Source organism: Dolichospermum sp. UHCC 0315A, assembly GCF_008121535.1.
Classification (GTDB): domain Bacteria; phylum Cyanobacteriota; class Cyanobacteriia; order Cyanobacteriales; family Nostocaceae; genus Dolichospermum; species Dolichospermum lemmermannii.
In genome coordinates this window covers 2,089,045-2,107,098 of sequence record NZ_CP043056.1, presented here as the reverse complement: position 1 = coordinate 2,107,098, position 18,054 = coordinate 2,089,045, and the positions used below count along the sequence as shown (strand labels likewise).

11 protein-coding genes and 1 pseudogene are annotated in these 18,054 nt (G+C 36.9%); 4 read left to right on the top strand and 8 right to left on the bottom strand.

Features of this window, described 5'->3' with window-relative positions:
- Nucleotides 1-50 precede the first annotated feature (50 nt).
- From BMF77_RS10255 to BMF77_RS10245, 3 genes and pseudogenes are all read right to left on the bottom strand, one after another.
- Nucleotides 51-1,439, bottom strand: coding sequence for a hypothetical protein (locus BMF77_RS10255; RefSeq protein WP_148762605.1), 1,389 nt, complete (start codon nt 1,437-1,439; stop codon nt 51-53).
- Between the two features lies 1 nt (nt 1,440).
- Nucleotides 1,441-1,953: pseudogene (locus tag BMF77_RS10250) on the bottom strand (C40 family peptidase); the annotation flags it as partial.
- 165 nt (nt 1,954-2,118) lie between these two features.
- On the bottom strand, nt 2,119-2,328 hold the full coding sequence (locus BMF77_RS10245; RefSeq protein WP_371735500.1) for a hypothetical protein: 210 nt from the start codon (nt 2,326-2,328) through the stop codon (nt 2,119-2,121).
- A 236-nt stretch (nt 2,329-2,564) separates the two neighbouring features.
- Between BMF77_RS10245 and BMF77_RS10240 the strand changes: the two genes are divergently transcribed.
- From BMF77_RS10240 to BMF77_RS10230, 3 genes are all read left to right on the top strand, one after another.
- A complete protein-coding gene (locus BMF77_RS10240) occupies nt 2,565-3,503 on the top strand; it encodes a serine hydrolase (RefSeq protein WP_148762603.1) in 939 nt (312 codons plus the stop codon).
- 494 nt (nt 3,504-3,997) lie between these two features.
- The gene (locus tag BMF77_RS10235) at nt 3,998-5,344 is read left to right on the top strand and encodes an N-acetylmuramoyl-L-alanine amidase (protein ID WP_148762601.1); all 1,347 of its coding nucleotides are present in this window, start codon (nt 3,998-4,000) and stop codon (nt 5,342-5,344) included.
- 127 nt (nt 5,345-5,471) lie between these two features.
- On the top strand, nt 5,472-6,131 hold the full coding sequence (locus BMF77_RS10230; protein WP_148762599.1) for a rhomboid family intramembrane serine protease: 660 nt from the start codon (nt 5,472-5,474) through the stop codon (nt 6,129-6,131).
- Between the two features lie 132 nt (nt 6,132-6,263).
- Here BMF77_RS10230 and BMF77_RS10225 read toward each other — a convergent pair whose 3' ends face one another.
- On the bottom strand, nt 6,264-6,740 hold the full coding sequence (locus BMF77_RS10225) for a DUF1499 domain-containing protein (protein ID WP_148762597.1): 477 nt from the start codon (nt 6,738-6,740) through the stop codon (nt 6,264-6,266).
- 638 nt (nt 6,741-7,378) lie between these two features.
- Here BMF77_RS10225 and BMF77_RS28620 point away from each other — a divergent pair.
- Nucleotides 7,379-7,507 (top strand): hypothetical protein, encoded by a 129-nt coding sequence (locus tag BMF77_RS28620; RefSeq protein ID WP_256370345.1) that lies wholly within the window; start codon nt 7,379-7,381, stop codon nt 7,505-7,507.
- Here BMF77_RS28620 and BMF77_RS10215 read toward each other — a convergent pair.
- The 4 genes from BMF77_RS10215 to BMF77_RS27260 form a co-directional block, all read right to left on the bottom strand.
- Nucleotides 7,501-7,899, bottom strand: a complete 399-nt coding sequence (locus tag BMF77_RS10215; protein WP_148762595.1) for a DUF6516 family protein — start codon at nt 7,897-7,899, stop codon at nt 7,501-7,503. The genes BMF77_RS28620 and BMF77_RS10215 overlap by 7 nt on opposite strands.
- Entirely contained in the window at nt 7,896-8,195 is a 300-nt protein-coding gene (locus tag BMF77_RS10210) for a hypothetical protein (RefSeq protein WP_148762593.1), read from the bottom strand. The genes BMF77_RS10215 and BMF77_RS10210 overlap by 4 nt, the downstream gene beginning before the upstream one ends.
- 999 nt (nt 8,196-9,194) lie before the next feature.
- The gene (locus BMF77_RS10205) at nt 9,195-10,460 is read right to left on the bottom strand and encodes a glycosyltransferase family 4 protein (protein ID WP_148762591.1); all 1,266 of its coding nucleotides are present in this window, start codon (nt 10,458-10,460) and stop codon (nt 9,195-9,197) included.
- Nucleotides 10,461-10,822: 362 nt separating this feature from the next.
- Nucleotides 10,823-17,860, bottom strand: coding sequence for a lectin-like protein (locus BMF77_RS27260; RefSeq protein WP_246863113.1), 7,038 nt, complete (start codon nt 17,858-17,860; stop codon nt 10,823-10,825).
- Between the last annotated feature and the right edge of the window lie 194 nt (nt 17,861-18,054).

The window sequence follows — 18,054 nt, the reverse complement described above, 5'->3', positions numbered from 1 at the left end:
TGCTAATAGCGTCCTATTCTCCTCTAGAAATTGTTTAAAGTAAAGTCAAATTATTTCCAAGGTACGTATTTTAAATCACCAGAATAGCCTACTTTTTGTATACGGTTGAAATAAGACTCGTTATAGTCGCATAGCTTTAAGATTACCATCTCGACATACCATAGCCCAAGTATCCAAGCTTCTTGTATAGCTTCAGCACTAGTATTAGTAAATCTGCTGCGATTGTTAGGCTCTGAATGGGTAATACTGTTTCTTAATTCAACAAAGGCATAAGCTCCATTATTATTACTATGATGAAGCTGGCTTTCAAATTCTGCTAATTCAATAAACTCAGATGGTATATCCTGCGGAATACCACATTCTTTAAGAAGCTGATTTATTTTTCTTGAAGTTGAGTTGAATCGCCCTCCTTTATTAAAATCTTTTTCAGTAATACTGCCCTTTTCCACCAATTCAACCCATGACAAAAGCTCTAAAGCAGCTTGTGCCAAAATAATTGAGCCTTCTGTACCACCTGCATTTCTATTACTGTGCAAATACCAATAAATAGCCAATTTTGCTGATTTACCCCAATCTTGCCACCATTGCCAAAAACCCGGAAAAGCATTTTTAAGGCTTGTCCCAGGCACACTCCAAGCCCAGGAATCTACTGATTTCCAAGAATCTGAATTTGATGAAGTCCACTCTTTCCACACTTCCTCTTCAGTCACATTGTAGCCTACTAGAAGAGTTGGAGAAACTCGAAATCCTCGAACAAATGAAAGAAAATAGGAAAAAGCTTCTAAGAAATCACGCGCTTCATTAGCTGCGAAAACTGTTTGATCATTTTTTTCAAGTTTTCCTACATGGGTAACGGCATAACCTCCTTGAAATTTTAGGGGATTTAATCTTTCACTTACTCTATCAAGCTGGTCTATAGTTACTCTCCAAACCCCAGCCTCAAATACAACTCTTTCAATTACAGTTTTGCTGAAATTTTCTGAAACAAATACTGACTTACCAGAACCAAATAATTGATGAAAGTTGGTTAAGTGAAATTTGATATATGCTAAATAATTTCCTGAACCAATTATAATAGGTTCTGTTGGTCTTCCCCAAACTTCTATTGAATCCTGAGTTTGATTTAATGTTTCGTTAAATCTTGAATTTCTATCAAATCGGGAAATACAAACCTTCACTAATCCTTGAATCTCTGTCAGTTTTAGTTTAGTCTCACCAGTATCATAACCAATTAATGATCTATTACTAGATAACTTAAATTCAATTTGAGGATAGGGAAACCATTTGAGATATACTTCGCCATTTCCTTGGGTGATTCTTTGATTTTTCTCAATTTCTAGTTCGCCTTTGTAGAGTGAAATTGGTTCGTTAACTTCCCCAAAGGCATAGGCTGGTCTCAAAGCAGCAGGAAAATTATCCCACCATTCATCATCTTTCATTTTATCTCACCTGTGGTTCATAACTTTTTACAACTCTACCAGCGCCGCGTAATTCTTTATAATAAGCCTGACTAACTTTGTCTCCCTGTGACGAAAGTTCGTCAATACCAATACCGTTGCGTCCTTGATCTTTTCCTGAACTGTGAATATAGCAATTATTACCCAAATATAAGCCTACGTGGGTGGCTTTTTGAGGAGTGCCAAAAAAGATTAAATCCCCTGGTTGTAATTCTTTAATATCAATTGTTTGGGTAAAAGCTTCTTGCTGATAAGCGTCTCTTGGTAGCCAAACGCCTACGGATTTAAATGCTGCTTGCATTAAACCAGAACAGTCATAATTAGGTGCAACTGTGCCACCCCAAAGATAATAATTGTCTTGTGCTTTTGCTGCTTGGGTAAAAGCGATAACTGTGGGTATGTGTTGTTGAATTTCTGCGGTTGAGATGAATTGGGGTTGATATACTGTTTCTGCGGGTTGGAGAAACTGCAAATCTTCAAGTGATAACCATCCAGGGGAAACGCATCTTATCAATAAGGACTATTTAATCTCAATAATGACCCAAAAATTTGCATTAATGTCTACTTATTGACAATAATTTAAACCATCACGATGACTCTGAAAAAATCCATCAAACGATAAATACCGATTCTTTCGTTTATACACAAAAATGGTATTTTGTCAATAAAATTTAGATGCGTTTCCCCTGGATAACCATCCGGGATAATCATCTTCACATAAACAAACTTCAACTGCTGTATCTTGATGATTTGATGTTATTCGTAAATGTCGTCCTGTTGCGGCTTGGGTGGATAAACTTATACATTCAGGAGAATCATAGAGATTCAAGTTAGTTAAACATTGATATTGTGCTAATTTTAGATTACTCATTTTTTGGGGAAATAATTTAAAAGATGTTTTGAAAGTCTATAAAAGGTGTAATTCGTCATTTTGGTGATCAAGAGTTTTATGAGGATTGCAAGTTTGATTAAGTTTTGTTAAATCAAATATCATATTAAATTACCTAAAATGAGTTTAATTAGATTTCATACCTCAGCAATTATACAGGTAATGATAGAATGAAGCTAGAAACTAGACTCTGAATACCATAAGGACATTATTCACAAATGGTTTTTTTTAATCAAGATCAACAACTAGAAAATATCGGTAATCAAATTGTAGAGGCAACTTGGGCAGAGTTTCCCACTTTAGCAGCAAATCAAATTGCTTTGACTTGGGTTGTCTATGATCCTCCCGCACCAGTGAATACGGGTGGTGCGCTGACTCCTAACGCTTTTTGGGAACATCCGGTGCGGGGTTTTAGCTATCGGGGAGGAGAACGGATTTATCCGGCCAGTGTGGTGAAATTATTTTATTTGGTGGTGGTGCAAGAATGGCTAGAAAAAGGTATGAGTCAGACTTCGGGGGAATTAAACCGGGCTTTGACGGATATGATCGTTGATTCTAGTAATGATGCTACCAGTTTAATTGTGGATATCATCAGTGGGACTACTTCTGGTCCGCTGTTAAGTCCTGGTCCTTTTGAAACTTGGAAATATCAACGCAATATTATTAATCGCTATTACCAGTCCTTGGGGTGGGAGGAAATGCAAGCAATTAATGTCTGTCAAAAAACTTGGGGTGATGGTCCCTATGGCCGGGAAAGGGCTTTTTATGGGGAGATGTTTGAAAATCGGAATATGGTGACGACGGATGCCACTGCGAGATTATTACATAGTATCGTGGGTGGGGTGACGGTTTCTAGTGAGCGATCGCAATCTATGATGAATTTAATCAAACGTAATATTAACCCTGATGACTTACCCCAAGATGTGGAAGAAGACCAGGTTACAGGCTTCTTAGGCGGTGGATTACCTCAAAATAGTCAAATCTGGTCAAAAGCAGGTTGGACAAGCACAGTCCGCCATGATGCGGCTTATATTGAACTACCAGATCAACGTCCTTATCTGTTGGTAGTGTTTACGGAAGGGAAAGCACAAGCTAAGAGTCGAGAAATTTTACCTTTTGTGTCTGGAAGAATTGCAGAAGCGATCGCTAATTTATAAGAGCATCCGGTAAGCGTAAAACGAGCGCGGCTTGGCTCCCTGAGATATAAGCGACACTTCGACAGGCTCAGTGCATCGCACGAGGGATTTTAATCCCTGTGGTATGTTAGAATTAAATTGTGAGTAAGAACAAAAAACATCTATGTGTTGAAGCATCCTAGTACGGAGAAATCCCGGCTTCTATGAAACAACGGTTAGGTTCAAGTCCTAACGGCAGTATGACTTAAAAGAGCGAGTAATGGCAGGGTGTGGAGCGTACCGAGTCTTGGCTTAGTGATGGATTCTGAAAACATTGAAAACAATAAAAGTAAGCGCAATTTCAACACCTTGATTGGCAGTTGTTTTGAGCGTCTAGGCGGCGTTTGGCGGTCGCAGCGAGATTGGATTGGGCTAAACCCTTAATCTAATTCTGTCAGTAGAATCTCAGTGGCTTGGCTCCCTGAGAGTGTCAAAGAATTGCAATTGCCGGGACTTAGCAACGGAAATAGGTAAAAATGGGGCGGATTTTTATTTCTGCGGCACATGGTGGCACAGAAGCGGGTAAAAATGACCCAGGTGCGATCGCTGGTGGCACAACGGAAGCAAAGGAAATGATTCTTTTGCGAGATTTGGTAGTGACAGAACTCCGTACCCGTAACGTAGAAGTTTTAGCTGTTCCTGATGATTTGAGTGCGGCTCAAACCATCGCTTGGATTAATGCTCGTGCTAATACCAAGGATGTAGCGCTAGAAATTCAAGCCAATGCTGCTAATAGTCCATCGGTGCGGGGAGCAAGTGCATTTTATATTGCCAAAAATGACCAACGCAAACAAAATGCCGAAATGGTATTAATGGCACTTTTGCGTCGTGTCCCCCAATTACCAAATCGCGGAGTGAAACCAGATACAGATAGTGGCTTGGGTAATTTACAATTTTGTCGTCAAACTGTGATTGGAGCTTTATTACTACAAGTCGGTTTTTTAAGCAGTCCTGAAGATCGGGCTTTATTACAAAGTCGTCGTCGTGATTTTGCCATCGGAATTGCGGAAGGACTGACTACTTGGAATCAAGCAAATGATCCTCAGCAACCAACGACCGAAAATTATTCTAGCATTAATATCAATATTAATGGACAAAATTACTCTGAACAAGGAGTATTAATTAATGGGAATGCTTACATCCCAATTGATTTAGTAGATCGGTTACGGATTGATATTTCCAAATTAGCTAATTTACGCCGAATTACCTATCGCCAAATAGTGTATATTAAAGCTGTAGAACTTCGAGACTCTCATATTTCTATTGATTGGGATAGTGCCACGCGCACAGTAAAATTACGCTCAATTTCAACAGTTTGTCCTGGACAAATTGAGCAACTTATCTCCAATGGTAATACATCAGAAGTACAGCTACAACTATTTCTAAAAACCAATAATGAAACCGCCATTACCCAGTTTCCTGATCTTCCTAAACTATATCGAGAAGAAGCAACAATTGAAGGCATAAATCATGATATTGCTTTTTGTCAAATGTGTTTAGAAACTGGATTTTTACGGTTTGGTACTGACATTAAATCCCAGCAAAATAACTTTGCCGGTTTGGGTGCAGTTGGTGGTGGTGCGGAAGGAGCATCATTTCCCAGCGCCAGAATTGGTGTCAGAGCGCATATTCAACATTTAAAAGCCTATGCCAGTTTAGAACCTTTAGTCCAACAAGAAGTAGATCCTAGATTTCGCTTTGTGACTAGAGGAGTTGCGTCGTCAGTTCATCAATTGTCAGGGCGCTGGTCTGCGGATTTAGACTACGGAATTAAAATTACAGCTATTCTCAGAAGACTCTATGAATCAGCAAATCTTTTGTAATTAGGGAACGGGGAAACAGGAAACAGGGAATAGGATAAAAATATTCTTTATTCTTCATTTTTCCTTCCTGAGTCCTGACTCCTCAATCCTGTTATAGTGCTATTAATGATGATTTGGAACAATATTTGTGTTTCCCCTCTACGATGACAACCCCACCCGAATTACTCCATATTTTACCTATGGGTTAATTGGCATGAATGTCCTAGTTTTTCTCCATGAAATAAACTTGTCAAATCTACAACTAGAACAGTTTTTTCAATTGTATGCGGTAATACCGCAAGAATTAACCATTAACTGGAGTCGAGAGTGGACAACCTTATTTACATCACAATTTTTGCATGGAGGTTGGTGGCACTTAATATCCAATATGGTCTATTTGTGGGTATTTGGTAACAACATTGAAGACCGCTTAGGGCATTTTAAATATCTATTGTTTTATTTAACCTGTGGTGCTATAGCTGCTTTATGTCAATGGTTTATTGGTATGTACTCTGCTGTTCCTTCCTTGGGAGCAAGTGGGGCAATTTCTGGAGTTTTAGGTGCATATTTAATCTGGTTTCCTCAAGCAAGAATTACCACTTTAATATTTTTAGGTTTTTTCGTTACCACAGTCAATATCCCCGCATTAGTAATTATTGGTATTTTCTTTGTGCAAAATCTCATTTCTGGTTTTGCTAGTCTCCAAGCAGCAGCTAATATGAGTGTAGAAACGGGAGGAGTCGCTTATTGGGCGCATCTTGGAGGTTTTGTCGTCGGGAGTATTTTTGCACTGGTGAATAGGGAATAGGGAATAGGGAATTGGTGATTGGTGATTGGTGATTAAATCCTTATTTTCATCCTGTTAATCCTTAAATCCTGGACATCCTGATAGCGAAGCGTGGCGTTAGCCATTTCTGACAATATTCTGACAATTTTCATATTAAATATTCAAATCTCGTAAAGCTAAACGAATTTGCTCTAAGCGAGTGCGGTTGACACCAAAATCAGAATCTCCCACACGAGAAGAAGAACGAATATGAATAACTGACTCATTGCTAGGAAAATAAAATTCTACATCATCAACGAATTTGAAAATGCGACTTTTAGAAATCGCATGAATATAATTATCTGTTTGTTCTATAACTGTAGTGCGGGGAACAACCGTGAGAACTTTGAGTAAGGTTTCTCTAGCCTTATCTCTTGTTACATCATAAGTGATTGGTGCAATAGCGTGTTTAGCATCAGCATTTTGACTGACAACACAGTTAGGGGAAGTTGGACAAGGACGAAGAGAACCTGATTCAATTCCCAAGTTAGAAGCCGAAGCAGTTGCAGGAACTATGCAACTAATGATCAGAGTTAGGAATATCGAGAAAATAATATTCCGTAGTCGGGCGATTGTTGTTAAATTGGACATAATCAGTTAATTACTATATTCTGTGATTTAAGATATATTATCAGCTTTTGATATATTATTGTCTGAATCGGGCGCATATAGTCGCTGGGTAAAGTACCAATGTACTTATGCTGCATTCGGGTAAATGGGTAGCCTTTCGCTCACCATCATGAAATAATATGCTTGTAGTTCATTTCCAGATTCTATTTATTCTCATCATCAATGCTATTGATGATTTCTTATGGCTGTATGATAAGCTTGAGTTATAGAAAATCAATAATACTTTTAATATTTATAACTTATAGCAATTTGTCTTTAGATTTCCTTAATAATTAATTGAGAATCTTTTCTATTTATCAACGAGGTTGCAATACTTTCCGCGATTTGCTATAATTTCAGAGAATTTCATAATTGGCCTACTATTGTCAATTTTGGATCTTTCAAAAGATGTTAGTCTCAAACCCTTTATGGACAGTAGTTTCAGAAATTAATTTCCCCGGCTGATACAAAACTTTACAAAATTAATAGCTATTCCTTGAACAATTTTAGCCATGAATTTGCTCAGAAATGATCTGATTTGAGCGATAGTAAAAATTTACTATTGACAAATTGGTAAAAAAGTGATATTTGCACTGATATTATAGAGTGAACGTCTAAATATGGGTAGGGGTTTAGAAAATGATTCTAAGTTATCAAATCAGGTACGAGAAATAATTACCAATCTTGAGAATTTAATTTTTGTTACTGCTATTAGTGCTTGGGAAATTTCTATTAAACAGTCTTATTGAGATTTTATATGTTCAGAAATTTGTCTTAAAATTTCTTCAATATCAACAGGTAAATATGGAAAAACGGAATCTTCAAAACCATCATGTAAATGATGGGGATAGGTTAAAATTTCAGGATGATGGGGTGCGTTATCCCAACGTTTTATTAGTTCTCTATTTTCAGTTTGCCAATGGAAACTATATTTAATTATTTCTACTTGTCCTGATGCTATTTGCAAGAATTCAAACATTTCTAAAAAGCTACCATCTTTTAATGTCAGACGATAACGCCATAGTCCTTTATCAGTTTGTGATTCTTCTCGAATAATCGTTACATTTACGACTTCTGGACAAAGTGCAATTACAGATTTTATCCATGCCAAATAGTCATCGGCATTTCTAACATTTTTCATAAAGCTTGTTCTAATTTATGGATTTTTTGTAAGATATCTTTGCGTAGTTCACATAAGCCGAACCATTCAAAAAAATCCATTTCATCTCCTAAATTTCCTGAGTTAAATTGTTCTAAAAATTGTTCAGAAGCGAGTTGATATTTTTTCTCAAATTTATCTATATCCAAGTTATAGATAGCGAGTTTTTGACGATAACGGGTTAAAATTACATTTAAAAGTTGTCCGATAATTCTATCTAATTCTGTGTTGTCGGTACAGTTTTCACTCAACAATTCTAATTTTTCTAATGTATTCATAATTATATATATGTTTTTAGTGAATTTTTTCTTGATTATACACTATTCGAGGCAATAAATACCATATATGGGTGCGGCTCTTTTAATCTGGGGATTGTACAATTTGCCCAAACCCGCTATACTTGTGCAATAAACAGTACAGGTTCTCCAGTTATATTATTCATAATGGCTGTATGATAAGCTTAAATTATATAAAATCAATAATACTTTTGATATTTATAACTTATAGCAATTTGCCTTTAGATTTTCTTAATAATTAATTGAGAATCTTTTCTATTTATCAACGAGGTTGCAATACTTTCCGCGATTTGCTATAATTTCAGAGAATTTCATAATTGGGTTATTATTGTCAATTTTGAATTTTTCAAAAGATGTTAGTCTCAAACCCTTTATTGACAGTAGTTTCAGAAATTAATTTCCCAGGCTAATACAAAACTTTACAAAAATTTTAGCCATAAATTTCCTCAGAAATGATCTAACTGGAGCGATAGTAAAAATTTACTATTGACAAATTGACAAATAAGTGATTAGTAACCTTTCAACGTTATTAACTTTAGTGATATGAAGTCAATATGAATCACCTTAACTTCGATATATGGTAGGGGTTTAGCACTACTCATTGGTGTCAACTTAGGTTACAGATACTTCGACCCTTCGACAGGCTCAGGGCATCGCAAGCTCAGTACAAGTGGCTTATTTGTTTGGCTTCCACACCCGCCAGGGAATAAATTCCTGTCTCATAGCTCAAGTCCGTTAAAACGGACTAATGAATTTTCCTAGTATTTAGTCATCTTTTAGATGACTTTCGCTATTAGCAAGGAACTTGAGTTCCTTGCGGGATGAAGATTTTGCGTTAAGTTGACACCAATGAGCACTACTAAACCCTTACATATCACATCAACTCAACAGTTTTCCTAATATTACTTAACCAACGCAGCATACATTTTTTAAGATCTGCGGGGTTAGTTTGTCAAAGTATGAGGGTATTTATTTTATTTTTTATATTTTTGCAAACCCATGAGATTTAACGGAAGTTTTCTTCCCTAACAACCAATCTAAATGCTGTGGTAATAATTTTGCTAAATCATAATTATTTACTATAGTCTTTCTTGCGGCTGCACGAATAGCTTTCATATCTTGGAAGTTGTCTAACACTTTGTTGACTTTATCTGCTATTTGTTCAGGAGAAAAGAAATCTACTAAAAGTCCATTTTTACCATCTTTAATTACTTCTAAAACTGGTGGAGTATTAGCAGCTATTAACAAACATCCTGTTGACATTGCTTCTAGCATTGACCAGGATAACACAAAGGGACGAGTTAAATAAATATGGGCTGAAGATGCTTGTAAAACTTGGAGATATTCATGATAAGGTAATCTACCAGTAAAGTGTAATCTGGATAAATCTAAATCCAGTTTTTCTAACATTAATTGTTTATAGGTTTTACCATCAGGAAGCTGTTTACCATAGGCTACTCTATCTTCTCCCACAACTACAATATGGCAATTTGGTCGTTGTTGTTGAATTAATGCCACTGCTTCCATAAACTGAGGAAAACCCCGATAAGGTTCCATTCCTCTGCCTACATAGGTGACTAATTCTGAGACATGGGAAAGGTCAAGATTAATGCGGGGTAAAACTAATTTAGCATCTGGCTGAGGTTGAAAAAAATTAGTATCTATCCCATCGTGACAAACATTAATTTTACTATGATATTCTGGGGGAAATTGTTGATGTTGCCAATTAGTGGGAGTAAGACCTCTATTGCAATTATATAAATCAATTAAAATCGGGGCGTTTTTTACACGAATTCGACATAAATCATCTGCATTTAATGGTTCACTAGGATCAAAATCAGCATCAGAACCGCGAGGATGATAAAACCATTCAAAGAAACACAATAATTCTGCTTTGGGAAAAACTTCTTTCATAAATAATGTTAGACCCCAACCAGAATGACCATAAATTATATCTGGGATAAAACCCTGTGCTTTGAGGTTTTCTGCGATTCGATATACAGCTTGTCCGGTGAGAACGGCATTTTCTAAATTGCGGACATAATGATGAGTTTGGGGTGCAGCTTGACGGGAAGGTTCATAAATAACTTTATGTACACCTGGTATTGTTCCTTCTTGACGATTGGTAGTAAATACTATTTGATAATTATCATCTTTTGCTAAAGCTGTGGCTAGGTGACGAAATTGGGCGGGAAAATTGGGATGTAAGAATAAAATGCGTTTGGGAGTTATGGCAGCATTTTTCATAAAGTTTCAATATTTATTTCTAAGTAATAGAATCACGTGAATCATTAAGAGTAATCTAGTATAAGCTCGACGTTTTAACAATCATCAAGAGAAGCGATTCCACAGGAAAAATCAGAGCAGGAGTGATGACTAGAGAGAGTTTCAGGTGGATAAATTTGCTCAGAAATGATCTAATTTGAGCGATCGCAAAAATTCCTTATTGACAAATTGATAAATAAGTGATACATGACTTGTCACCCGTTAAGGGGTTTAGCAGTGCTAAACCCCTACAAATCGCATCAATTACAGGATGGTTTAATACTAATGTAGAGACGTTTCATGAAACATCTCTACAATGTGGTTTCTCTAAAGGATACCAGAAGCTATGCTAAGGTAGTTGTAAAGTTATAGAGTCCTAAAGTACCTGTTAATCCTGTCACCTCAATGATGGCATCAGTAGTTGCACTAAACCCGGCTGTAGCATCATTAATAGCCACAAAGGTACGGCTACCAAGGCTGAATTGAGCAGCAGAGTTAGCTGCAAAAGTAGCAGTAGTTAACTTAGCTGCAATTTGGGTTGTATCCAATGTTGCCACAGATCCGGCATTATTGAATACTGAGCGTGCTGTGGAAACGACGAATAAATCATTACCAGCAGTAGCATTGAAGTCGGTAATCACGTCAAAGCTGTTGAAAACGGAATCAGCTAAGTTGCGGTAGTCAAAACGATCTGCTCCAAGACCTCCAGTAAGAGTATCTTTGCCTGCTCCGCCATTGAGGGTATCGCTATTATAGTTGAAAGCATTACTGCCAATTTCGACGATGCCTCTCTGCAATTTACCAAAGTCAGGACGATCGTTCCACTTTCCTACACCACCAAAATTGAATTCCGCGTAGTCTTCATTGCCAGCATTATTGGGTTCACCTGGAGCCCAGTTGGTATAAGTAACAGCTTCTCCATTTGCCCATTTAAATGTTCCTTCAGTCACCTGATCTGTCAAACCAATCCATAAACCTTCTGAACCACCAAAGGTGTTAACTAGAAATTGATTTTCTGCAGCATCATTAACGGTAACAAGATTACCACCTAAAGAAACCGCTTGCGCTTGTGCTTGAGTCCAACTACCTGCATTACTCAAAAAGTAAGATTTGCCATTATAGTTGAAAATGGGAGCATTACTGCCGATTTCGACGATGCCTCTCTGCAATTTACCAAAGTCAGGACGATCGTTCCACTTTCCTACACCACCAAAATTGAATTCCGCGTAGTCTTCATTGCCAGCATTATTGGGTTCACCTGGAGCCCAGTTGGTATAAGTAACAGCTTCTCCATTTGCCCATTTAAATGTTCCTTCAGTCACCTGATCTGTCAAACCAATCCATAAATTTTCTGAACCACCAAAGGTGTTAACTAGAAATTGATTTTCTGCAGCATCATTAACGGTAACAAGATTACCACCTAAAGAAACCGCTTGCGCTTGTGCTTGAGTCCAACTACCTGCATTACTCAAAAAGTAAGATTTGCCATTATAGTTGAAAATGGGAGCATTACTGCCGATTTCGACGATGCCTCTCTGCAATTTACCAAAGTCAGGACGATCGTTCCATTTTCCTACACCACCAAAATTGAATTCCGCGTAGTCTTCATTGCCAGCATTATTGGGTTCACCTGGAGCCCAGTTGGTATAAGTAACAGCTTCTCCATTTGCCCATTTAAATGTTCCTTCAGTCACCTGATCTGTCAAACCAATCCATAAATTTTCTGAACCACCAAAGGTGTTAACTAGAAATTGATTTTCTGCAGCATCATTAACGGTAACAAGATTACCACCTAAAGAAACCGCTTGCGCTTGTGCTTGAGTCCAACTACCTGCATTACTCAAAAAGTAAGATTTGCCATTATAGTTGAAAATGGGAGCATTACTGCCGATTTCGACGATGCCTCTCTGCAATTTACCAAAGTCAGGACGATCGTTCCACTTTCCTACACCACCAAAATTGAATTCCGCGTAGTCTTCATTGCCAGCATTATTGGGTTCACCTGGAGCCCAGTTGGTATAAGTAACAGCTTCTCCATTTGCCCATTTAAATGTTCCTTCAGTCACCTGATCTGTCAAACCAATCCATAAATTTTCTGAACCACCAAAGGTGTTAACTAGAAATTGATTTTCTGCAGCATCATTAACGGTAACAAGATTACCACCTAAAGAAACCGCTTGCGCTTGTGCTTGAGTCCAACTACCTGCATTACTCAAAAAGTAAGATTTGCCATTATAGTTGAAAATGGGAGCATTACTGCCGATTTCGACGATGCCTCTCTGCAATTTACCAAAGTCAGGACGATCGTTCCACTTTCCTACACCAGCATAGAGTTCCGCGTAGTCTTCATTGCCAACATTATTGGGTTCACCTGGAGCCCAGTTGGTATAAGTAACAGCTTCTCCATTTGCCCATTTAAATGTTCCTTCAGTCACCTGATCTGTCAAACCAATCCATAAATCTTCTGAACCACCAAAGGTGTTAACTAGAAATTGATTTTCTGCAGCATCATTAACGGTAACAAGATTACCACCTAAAGAAACCGCTTGCGCTTGTGCCTGAGTCCAACTACCTGCATTACTCAAAAAGTAAAATTTGCCATTATAGGTGAAAATGGGAGCAGTAACATCACCAAAAATCTGGTCATTACCCGCACCACCACTGAGGATATCATAACCAGCACTACCATTTAAAATGTCATTACCAGCACCACCATAAAGGTGGTCATTGCCAGTTCCACCATCTAAGACATCATCACCATCATCACCTAAAAGGAGGTCATTATCACTGTTTCCATAAAGGTAGTCATTGCCAGTTCCACCATAAAGCATATCCTCACAATCATCACCAGAAAGGGTGTCATTACCATCTTCGCCAAATAAAAGATCATTACCTTTTTTGCCAGAGATGGTGTCAGGTGTATTTTCTCCATGCAGAATATCATTGCCATCAGTGCTAGCTATATTTTTACCACTAATAATAGGAGTATCCCTGATTGTATCGCCTATTTGGTGTTGAGGTTCTTTGTCGGCTGGAGCATCCAAACTATCATGCAGGGTCTTGATTTTGGTTGTTGCATATTGACCGATAGTTCTTGCCTCTTGAGAATGGATTACCTGCCAGTTCCCATCAAAAGAAACCTTAATACCTATTGTAGATTCCCACAATGTACCCCTAAATGCTGTTCCCCAAGCCGCAACATAGTCATTGCTCAAGTTGTTATCATTTGTGTACTCAACATAAACCTCACCAGAACCTAGATTTGTTCCACCTATGAATGGCACAAAACTAGGAATATTGACATTGGCTTCACCGAACATATAAAGGTTTAAGTTGGAGGTAGTTAAGAACTGAGTTTTTGTGGTGATGAATTTACCTAAGATATTGAATTCAGATGATGCCCACAAATAACCTTTACCCCAATTGACTTCAGCAAGTCCCTTGCCTGTCATCAAACCGCCAAGAACGGTAATGTCGCCATCTGTTGTGAGATTGCTGCTGGTAATTGTTGCACTTGCATTTAAATCAACCAGTGAGCCACGCTTATTACCACCAGCCCAAGATGGTAGATTTAAGTTAATTTCAGCGCCTGCTGTTATACCAACTGTGCCAGTAAATGCAGAGGTGTTTCCTCCCTGATATTTTCCTTCTATGCTTTGAAGAAATGCACCTGTACTACCAATAGGTTTATTAAGGCGATCTGCTTTAATATCAGCATAAGTTAATACACCATTGTCGAAAATAACATCAGCCCCAATCTCAATATTACTGGGGATTATTAAAGTACCTTTAGCCGTTACTCTTTTATTTGTTGTATTAATCCCCAATTCTGCTGATTTGATTGTCCATCCTGTTGCTATGACGATATTGCTTGCTGAGAATGTACCAACAACTTCCACAGGATTAACAGAGTTGTTGCTAATTTTGATATAGTTTGAGCCACTAAAATTAGCGGTTAAATTGTAAAACTTGGGAAGTACCAATTGACCTTGAATTTTAAAGTATTTTTCTAAAACGGTTTTGCCGTCTTTATCTAATACTTTGGCGTATTCAAGTGTAATATCTGTACCTATTGCTCGCAGGTTTTCTAAACCCAAAAGATTTTTATCAAAATTAGGAATTTTAACTATACCACCAGTTAAGTCAATTCCATACTCATTAACAACTAAGTAATTTAAACCAGTTATATCTACAGTGGCTTTTCCTAATGCTTCAGGAAGAATTAACTTACCTTGAGTTTTAAGTTCTGGGTCCCATAGTATTGTATCAGTAAGATTTCGGTCAGGAGTAAAGGTTATGGTTCTCAGGTCAACTTCTGTACCGAAAAATGTAAAGTCAGTTCCTGCTAGGCTGGTTGCACGAATTTGTTTTAGTCTGCCGTTTTCAAATGCTAAACCTAGATCAAGATAGTTATTACTTGAAGTGTAAAGTTTTGCAGTACCTTCGACTTTATTACTTAAGTTGTCATAGGTTTTATTTACCTTGACGTTAATATTTGTAAGTTTCCAGTCGCCATAGATATTTATATCACTGACAGAAAAATCGGCAGCCATAGCAAACTGAAGCGCATCGTTTACCTTCTTGACTTTGATGTAATTTCCGCCCTGTAGATCAAATGTGGCGTTTTTGAGACTGGGAATGGTAAATTTACCTGTAATTGTTGCTTCTGATTCCTGAAAGTTAAAGTCTAAAGCAGCGTCTTTAGTTTGAATTTCTATTAAACCTAAAGCATTAAATTTTCTTGTTCCTGGTAGTTTTAATGACCCACCTGTTACCGTAACTCCATAATCTCCAAGGGTAATGGAGGTAGTTTGTCCAGACGGTATAATTTCAGAACCTGGAATACCCAGAAGAATTTTATTATTACTCCCTGTTTGAGAATCAACTTTGACTGCAACTTCTAAACCACCTAATTCTTTAGGTAATGTAACCGAACCTTGCATTTCTAGATGATCATCAACGAATGCTAAATCTATTAGTTTAACTTCAAATCCACCTATTGTATAATCTGGATCGCTATCTGTTCCTAAGTCAGTAATTGTTGCAGCTAGTTTATCTGGATCTAATTTCATTTCTCCTACAAATAAAGGAGAGTCTCCGTTATTTCCTTGGGCTGCATAAATTTTAGGATTATTACCAGAAGCATCTTTTTTTACGTATATCCATTCTTTACCATTAGCATCTTTAGAAACTTCTACTTTTCCACCATCAACGATAATTAGGGGATTAAAAACATTGTCATTATTGTCACCTAAATAAAGTAATTGCTTTTCCCAAGATATAATTTGAGTATTTGTTGAATCAGCTAAACTAGATGATGTCGTTGTAGTCGTACTTGAGCTTTGATTGAAATACTTTCCTTTTTTTATCTGAGTTTTTCCAGTATTAAATTCATCTGCATTTCTTTTTTTCCCGCTTGTATTATCAATATTAGGACTATCAGGGAAAATATCCGCAAATACAGGATAATGGGCATCACTTTTTAATGTATAAGGGATATTATAAGGCTGGATATTTTGAGAAAGCCCAGCAAAAATAAAGTCATTTGCTTGGCCTTTCTTGTTCATGTTAAATGCGTCTAAAGTATTGTTAGTAAATAAACTTTGTTGTGCTAATTGTTTGCTTGAAACATTCAAGTCACCCAATAAAACCATACTATTTTTATTTATTGAAGCATCATTTGTGACAAGATCGTTAAAAGATGTTAATGCTGCTATGGAGGGATTACTAGCTGCTGTTACACCTTGTGGTAGTGTCCATACAGATTTATTTTTACTTCCTGCTTCATTGTGCCAAGTAAATAAAGTGTAATTTTGTCCATTTTTAGTGATATCTAGTTTAATTGGAGGACGATAATATACATCTGCGTTATTATTTGTTAACTTATATCCTGATTTCCATTTGTCATCTGCTGGTTTGTAAAAATCAATGTTTGACGGTATAATTGTATTTTTGTTATATAAAACAAGGTATCCTGTAGTAGTAGCCGAATACCATTGTTGAGAATCTGTTTGAGAATATTCTTTGGCAACATATTTAATATCATATTTATTTGAAGTAGCGTTATTGATAATAGTTATTAACTTATTAAGCTCCGTTTGATTGTCCAGTTTAATCGTGAGAACTTCCTGTAAAACGATTACATCTATATCATGTGAAGAACCTAGTTGAGATATCGCTTTTAGACGATCTTCAAAACTAGATGGACTAGAACCGTTTCCGTTACCACCATAGATATTCCATGTAGCTACTCTGAGAACATTAGTGTTATTATTCTCAAGCGTAATAGATCCATTATTACGAATGGTAGTTATCTCTTGACCATTACGAATAACGGTAATTATGTCATTTTCTGTTTTTAATGCTTGTAACTCCTCATTAGTCAGAGTATTCCCTAGCACCAGTTCAGAAAAAATATCCCCTTCATCACCAGGAGAATCAATCTCATTAATCTGAGCATCAACAAAATGCCCAGTTTCTTCTAATAAAACATCAGTGATTTTTGAACTATTATTATAATTGTCAGTTAAAAACTCTACTGATAAATAAACTAATCCCGTGTCCGCAGAAAACGCACCATTCCCACCATAAATATCAGCGCGATTAACAATCTTGATAGTAGGAATATTAGTAAAATTCCTGTCAGCAAAATTATTAAATAATTTATCTGCTACTTCCCGATTAAAATCAGTACCAAAAGCTGTCTCTAACTTCTGGCTGTACTCAGGATCAAAACGGAACTTGCTGAGATAGTCATAGCTATCCCGTAATGCTTTATCTACTATTCCATAGATATCCAACAAGTCCAATTCGCTGTGATTCTGAAGAGTATCAGCAAAAATAACCTTCAGATTATCCTTAACTTTGGTTTCATCTAACTGTGTTTCAGGATTTTTAGAAACCTCAACAATAGTTCTACTAATAACTGTATCTGCTACACTCTCAACATGATTACCAAGATTACTGCTCACCACAGCATGAATAGGCTGATACTGTTCTAATTCACTGTCGTTATGATTGAAGAGGGTAGATTTTTTTAACCCTCTGTTTACTGTAAAGAAAGGGCTATTATCTATATTGTTATCGAGTAAATTAGTTACGAAGAAAGGAATGATATTATCTGTACTTTTCTGCTTTTGTATATCTACAAATCCATTCTCTAAAGTAGAAACTTGTCCATGCTTACTGACATGATAACTATCAACAACAACTGATGTCGTGATTTGCGAAACCTTGTCTGTCTTGGGAGTCAATCTAAATTGAGAATCACCCACCAATCCGCCATTTTCCAGGAAATTAGTCAATAAATCTGGATAATTGATTGTTTCCCCAGGAAAACGGAGTTTAGATGTATGGTTTGGTACAGTTTTGAAGTTTTTCATGATACACCCTTTTAGTTTACTTAGCATATACGCAATCTACCAAACCCTGTACCAACTTCCGTACTGACTTCATCTGACTTCATCTGACTTGAGAGCTAATTTTGACACCAAAAAACAAAACAACCATTGTCATCTATCTAAAGTATGAGAAGATATGACTCATAACATCTGAAATTTAGTCAAATCTGCTTGAA

What these genes read in the sequence shown, in the direction of transcription:
- BMF77_RS10245 (WP_371735500.1), bottom strand. Translation starts at nt 2,328, where the DNA reads ATGAGTAATCTAAAATTAGCACAATATCAATGTTTAACTAACTTGAAT.
- BMF77_RS10215 (WP_148762595.1), bottom strand. Translation starts at nt 7,899, where the DNA reads ATGAAAAATGTTAGAAATGCCGATGACTATTTGGCATGGATAAAATCT.
- BMF77_RS10255 (WP_148762605.1), bottom strand. Translation starts at nt 1,439, where the DNA reads ATGAAAGATGATGAATGGTGGGATAATTTTCCTGCTGCTTTGAGACCA.
- BMF77_RS10235 (WP_148762601.1), top strand. Translation starts at nt 3,998, where the DNA reads ATGGGGCGGATTTTTATTTCTGCGGCACATGGTGGCACAGAAGCGGGT.
- BMF77_RS27260 (WP_246863113.1), bottom strand. Translation starts at nt 17,860, where the DNA reads ATGAAAAACTTCAAAACTGTACCAAACCATACATCTAAACTCCGTTTT.
- BMF77_RS28620 (WP_256370345.1), top strand. Translation starts at nt 7,379, where the DNA reads ATGGGTAGGGGTTTAGAAAATGATTCTAAGTTATCAAATCAGGTACGA.
- BMF77_RS10210 (WP_148762593.1), bottom strand. Translation starts at nt 8,195, where the DNA reads ATGAATACATTAGAAAAATTAGAATTGTTGAGTGAAAACTGTACCGAC.
- BMF77_RS10225 (WP_148762597.1), bottom strand. Translation starts at nt 6,740, where the DNA reads ATGTCCAATTTAACAACAATCGCCCGACTACGGAATATTATTTTCTCG.
- BMF77_RS10240 (WP_148762603.1), top strand. Translation starts at nt 2,565, where the DNA reads ATGGTTTTTTTTAATCAAGATCAACAACTAGAAAATATCGGTAATCAA.
- BMF77_RS10205 (WP_148762591.1), bottom strand. Translation starts at nt 10,460, where the DNA reads ATGAAAAATGCTGCCATAACTCCCAAACGCATTTTATTCTTACATCCC.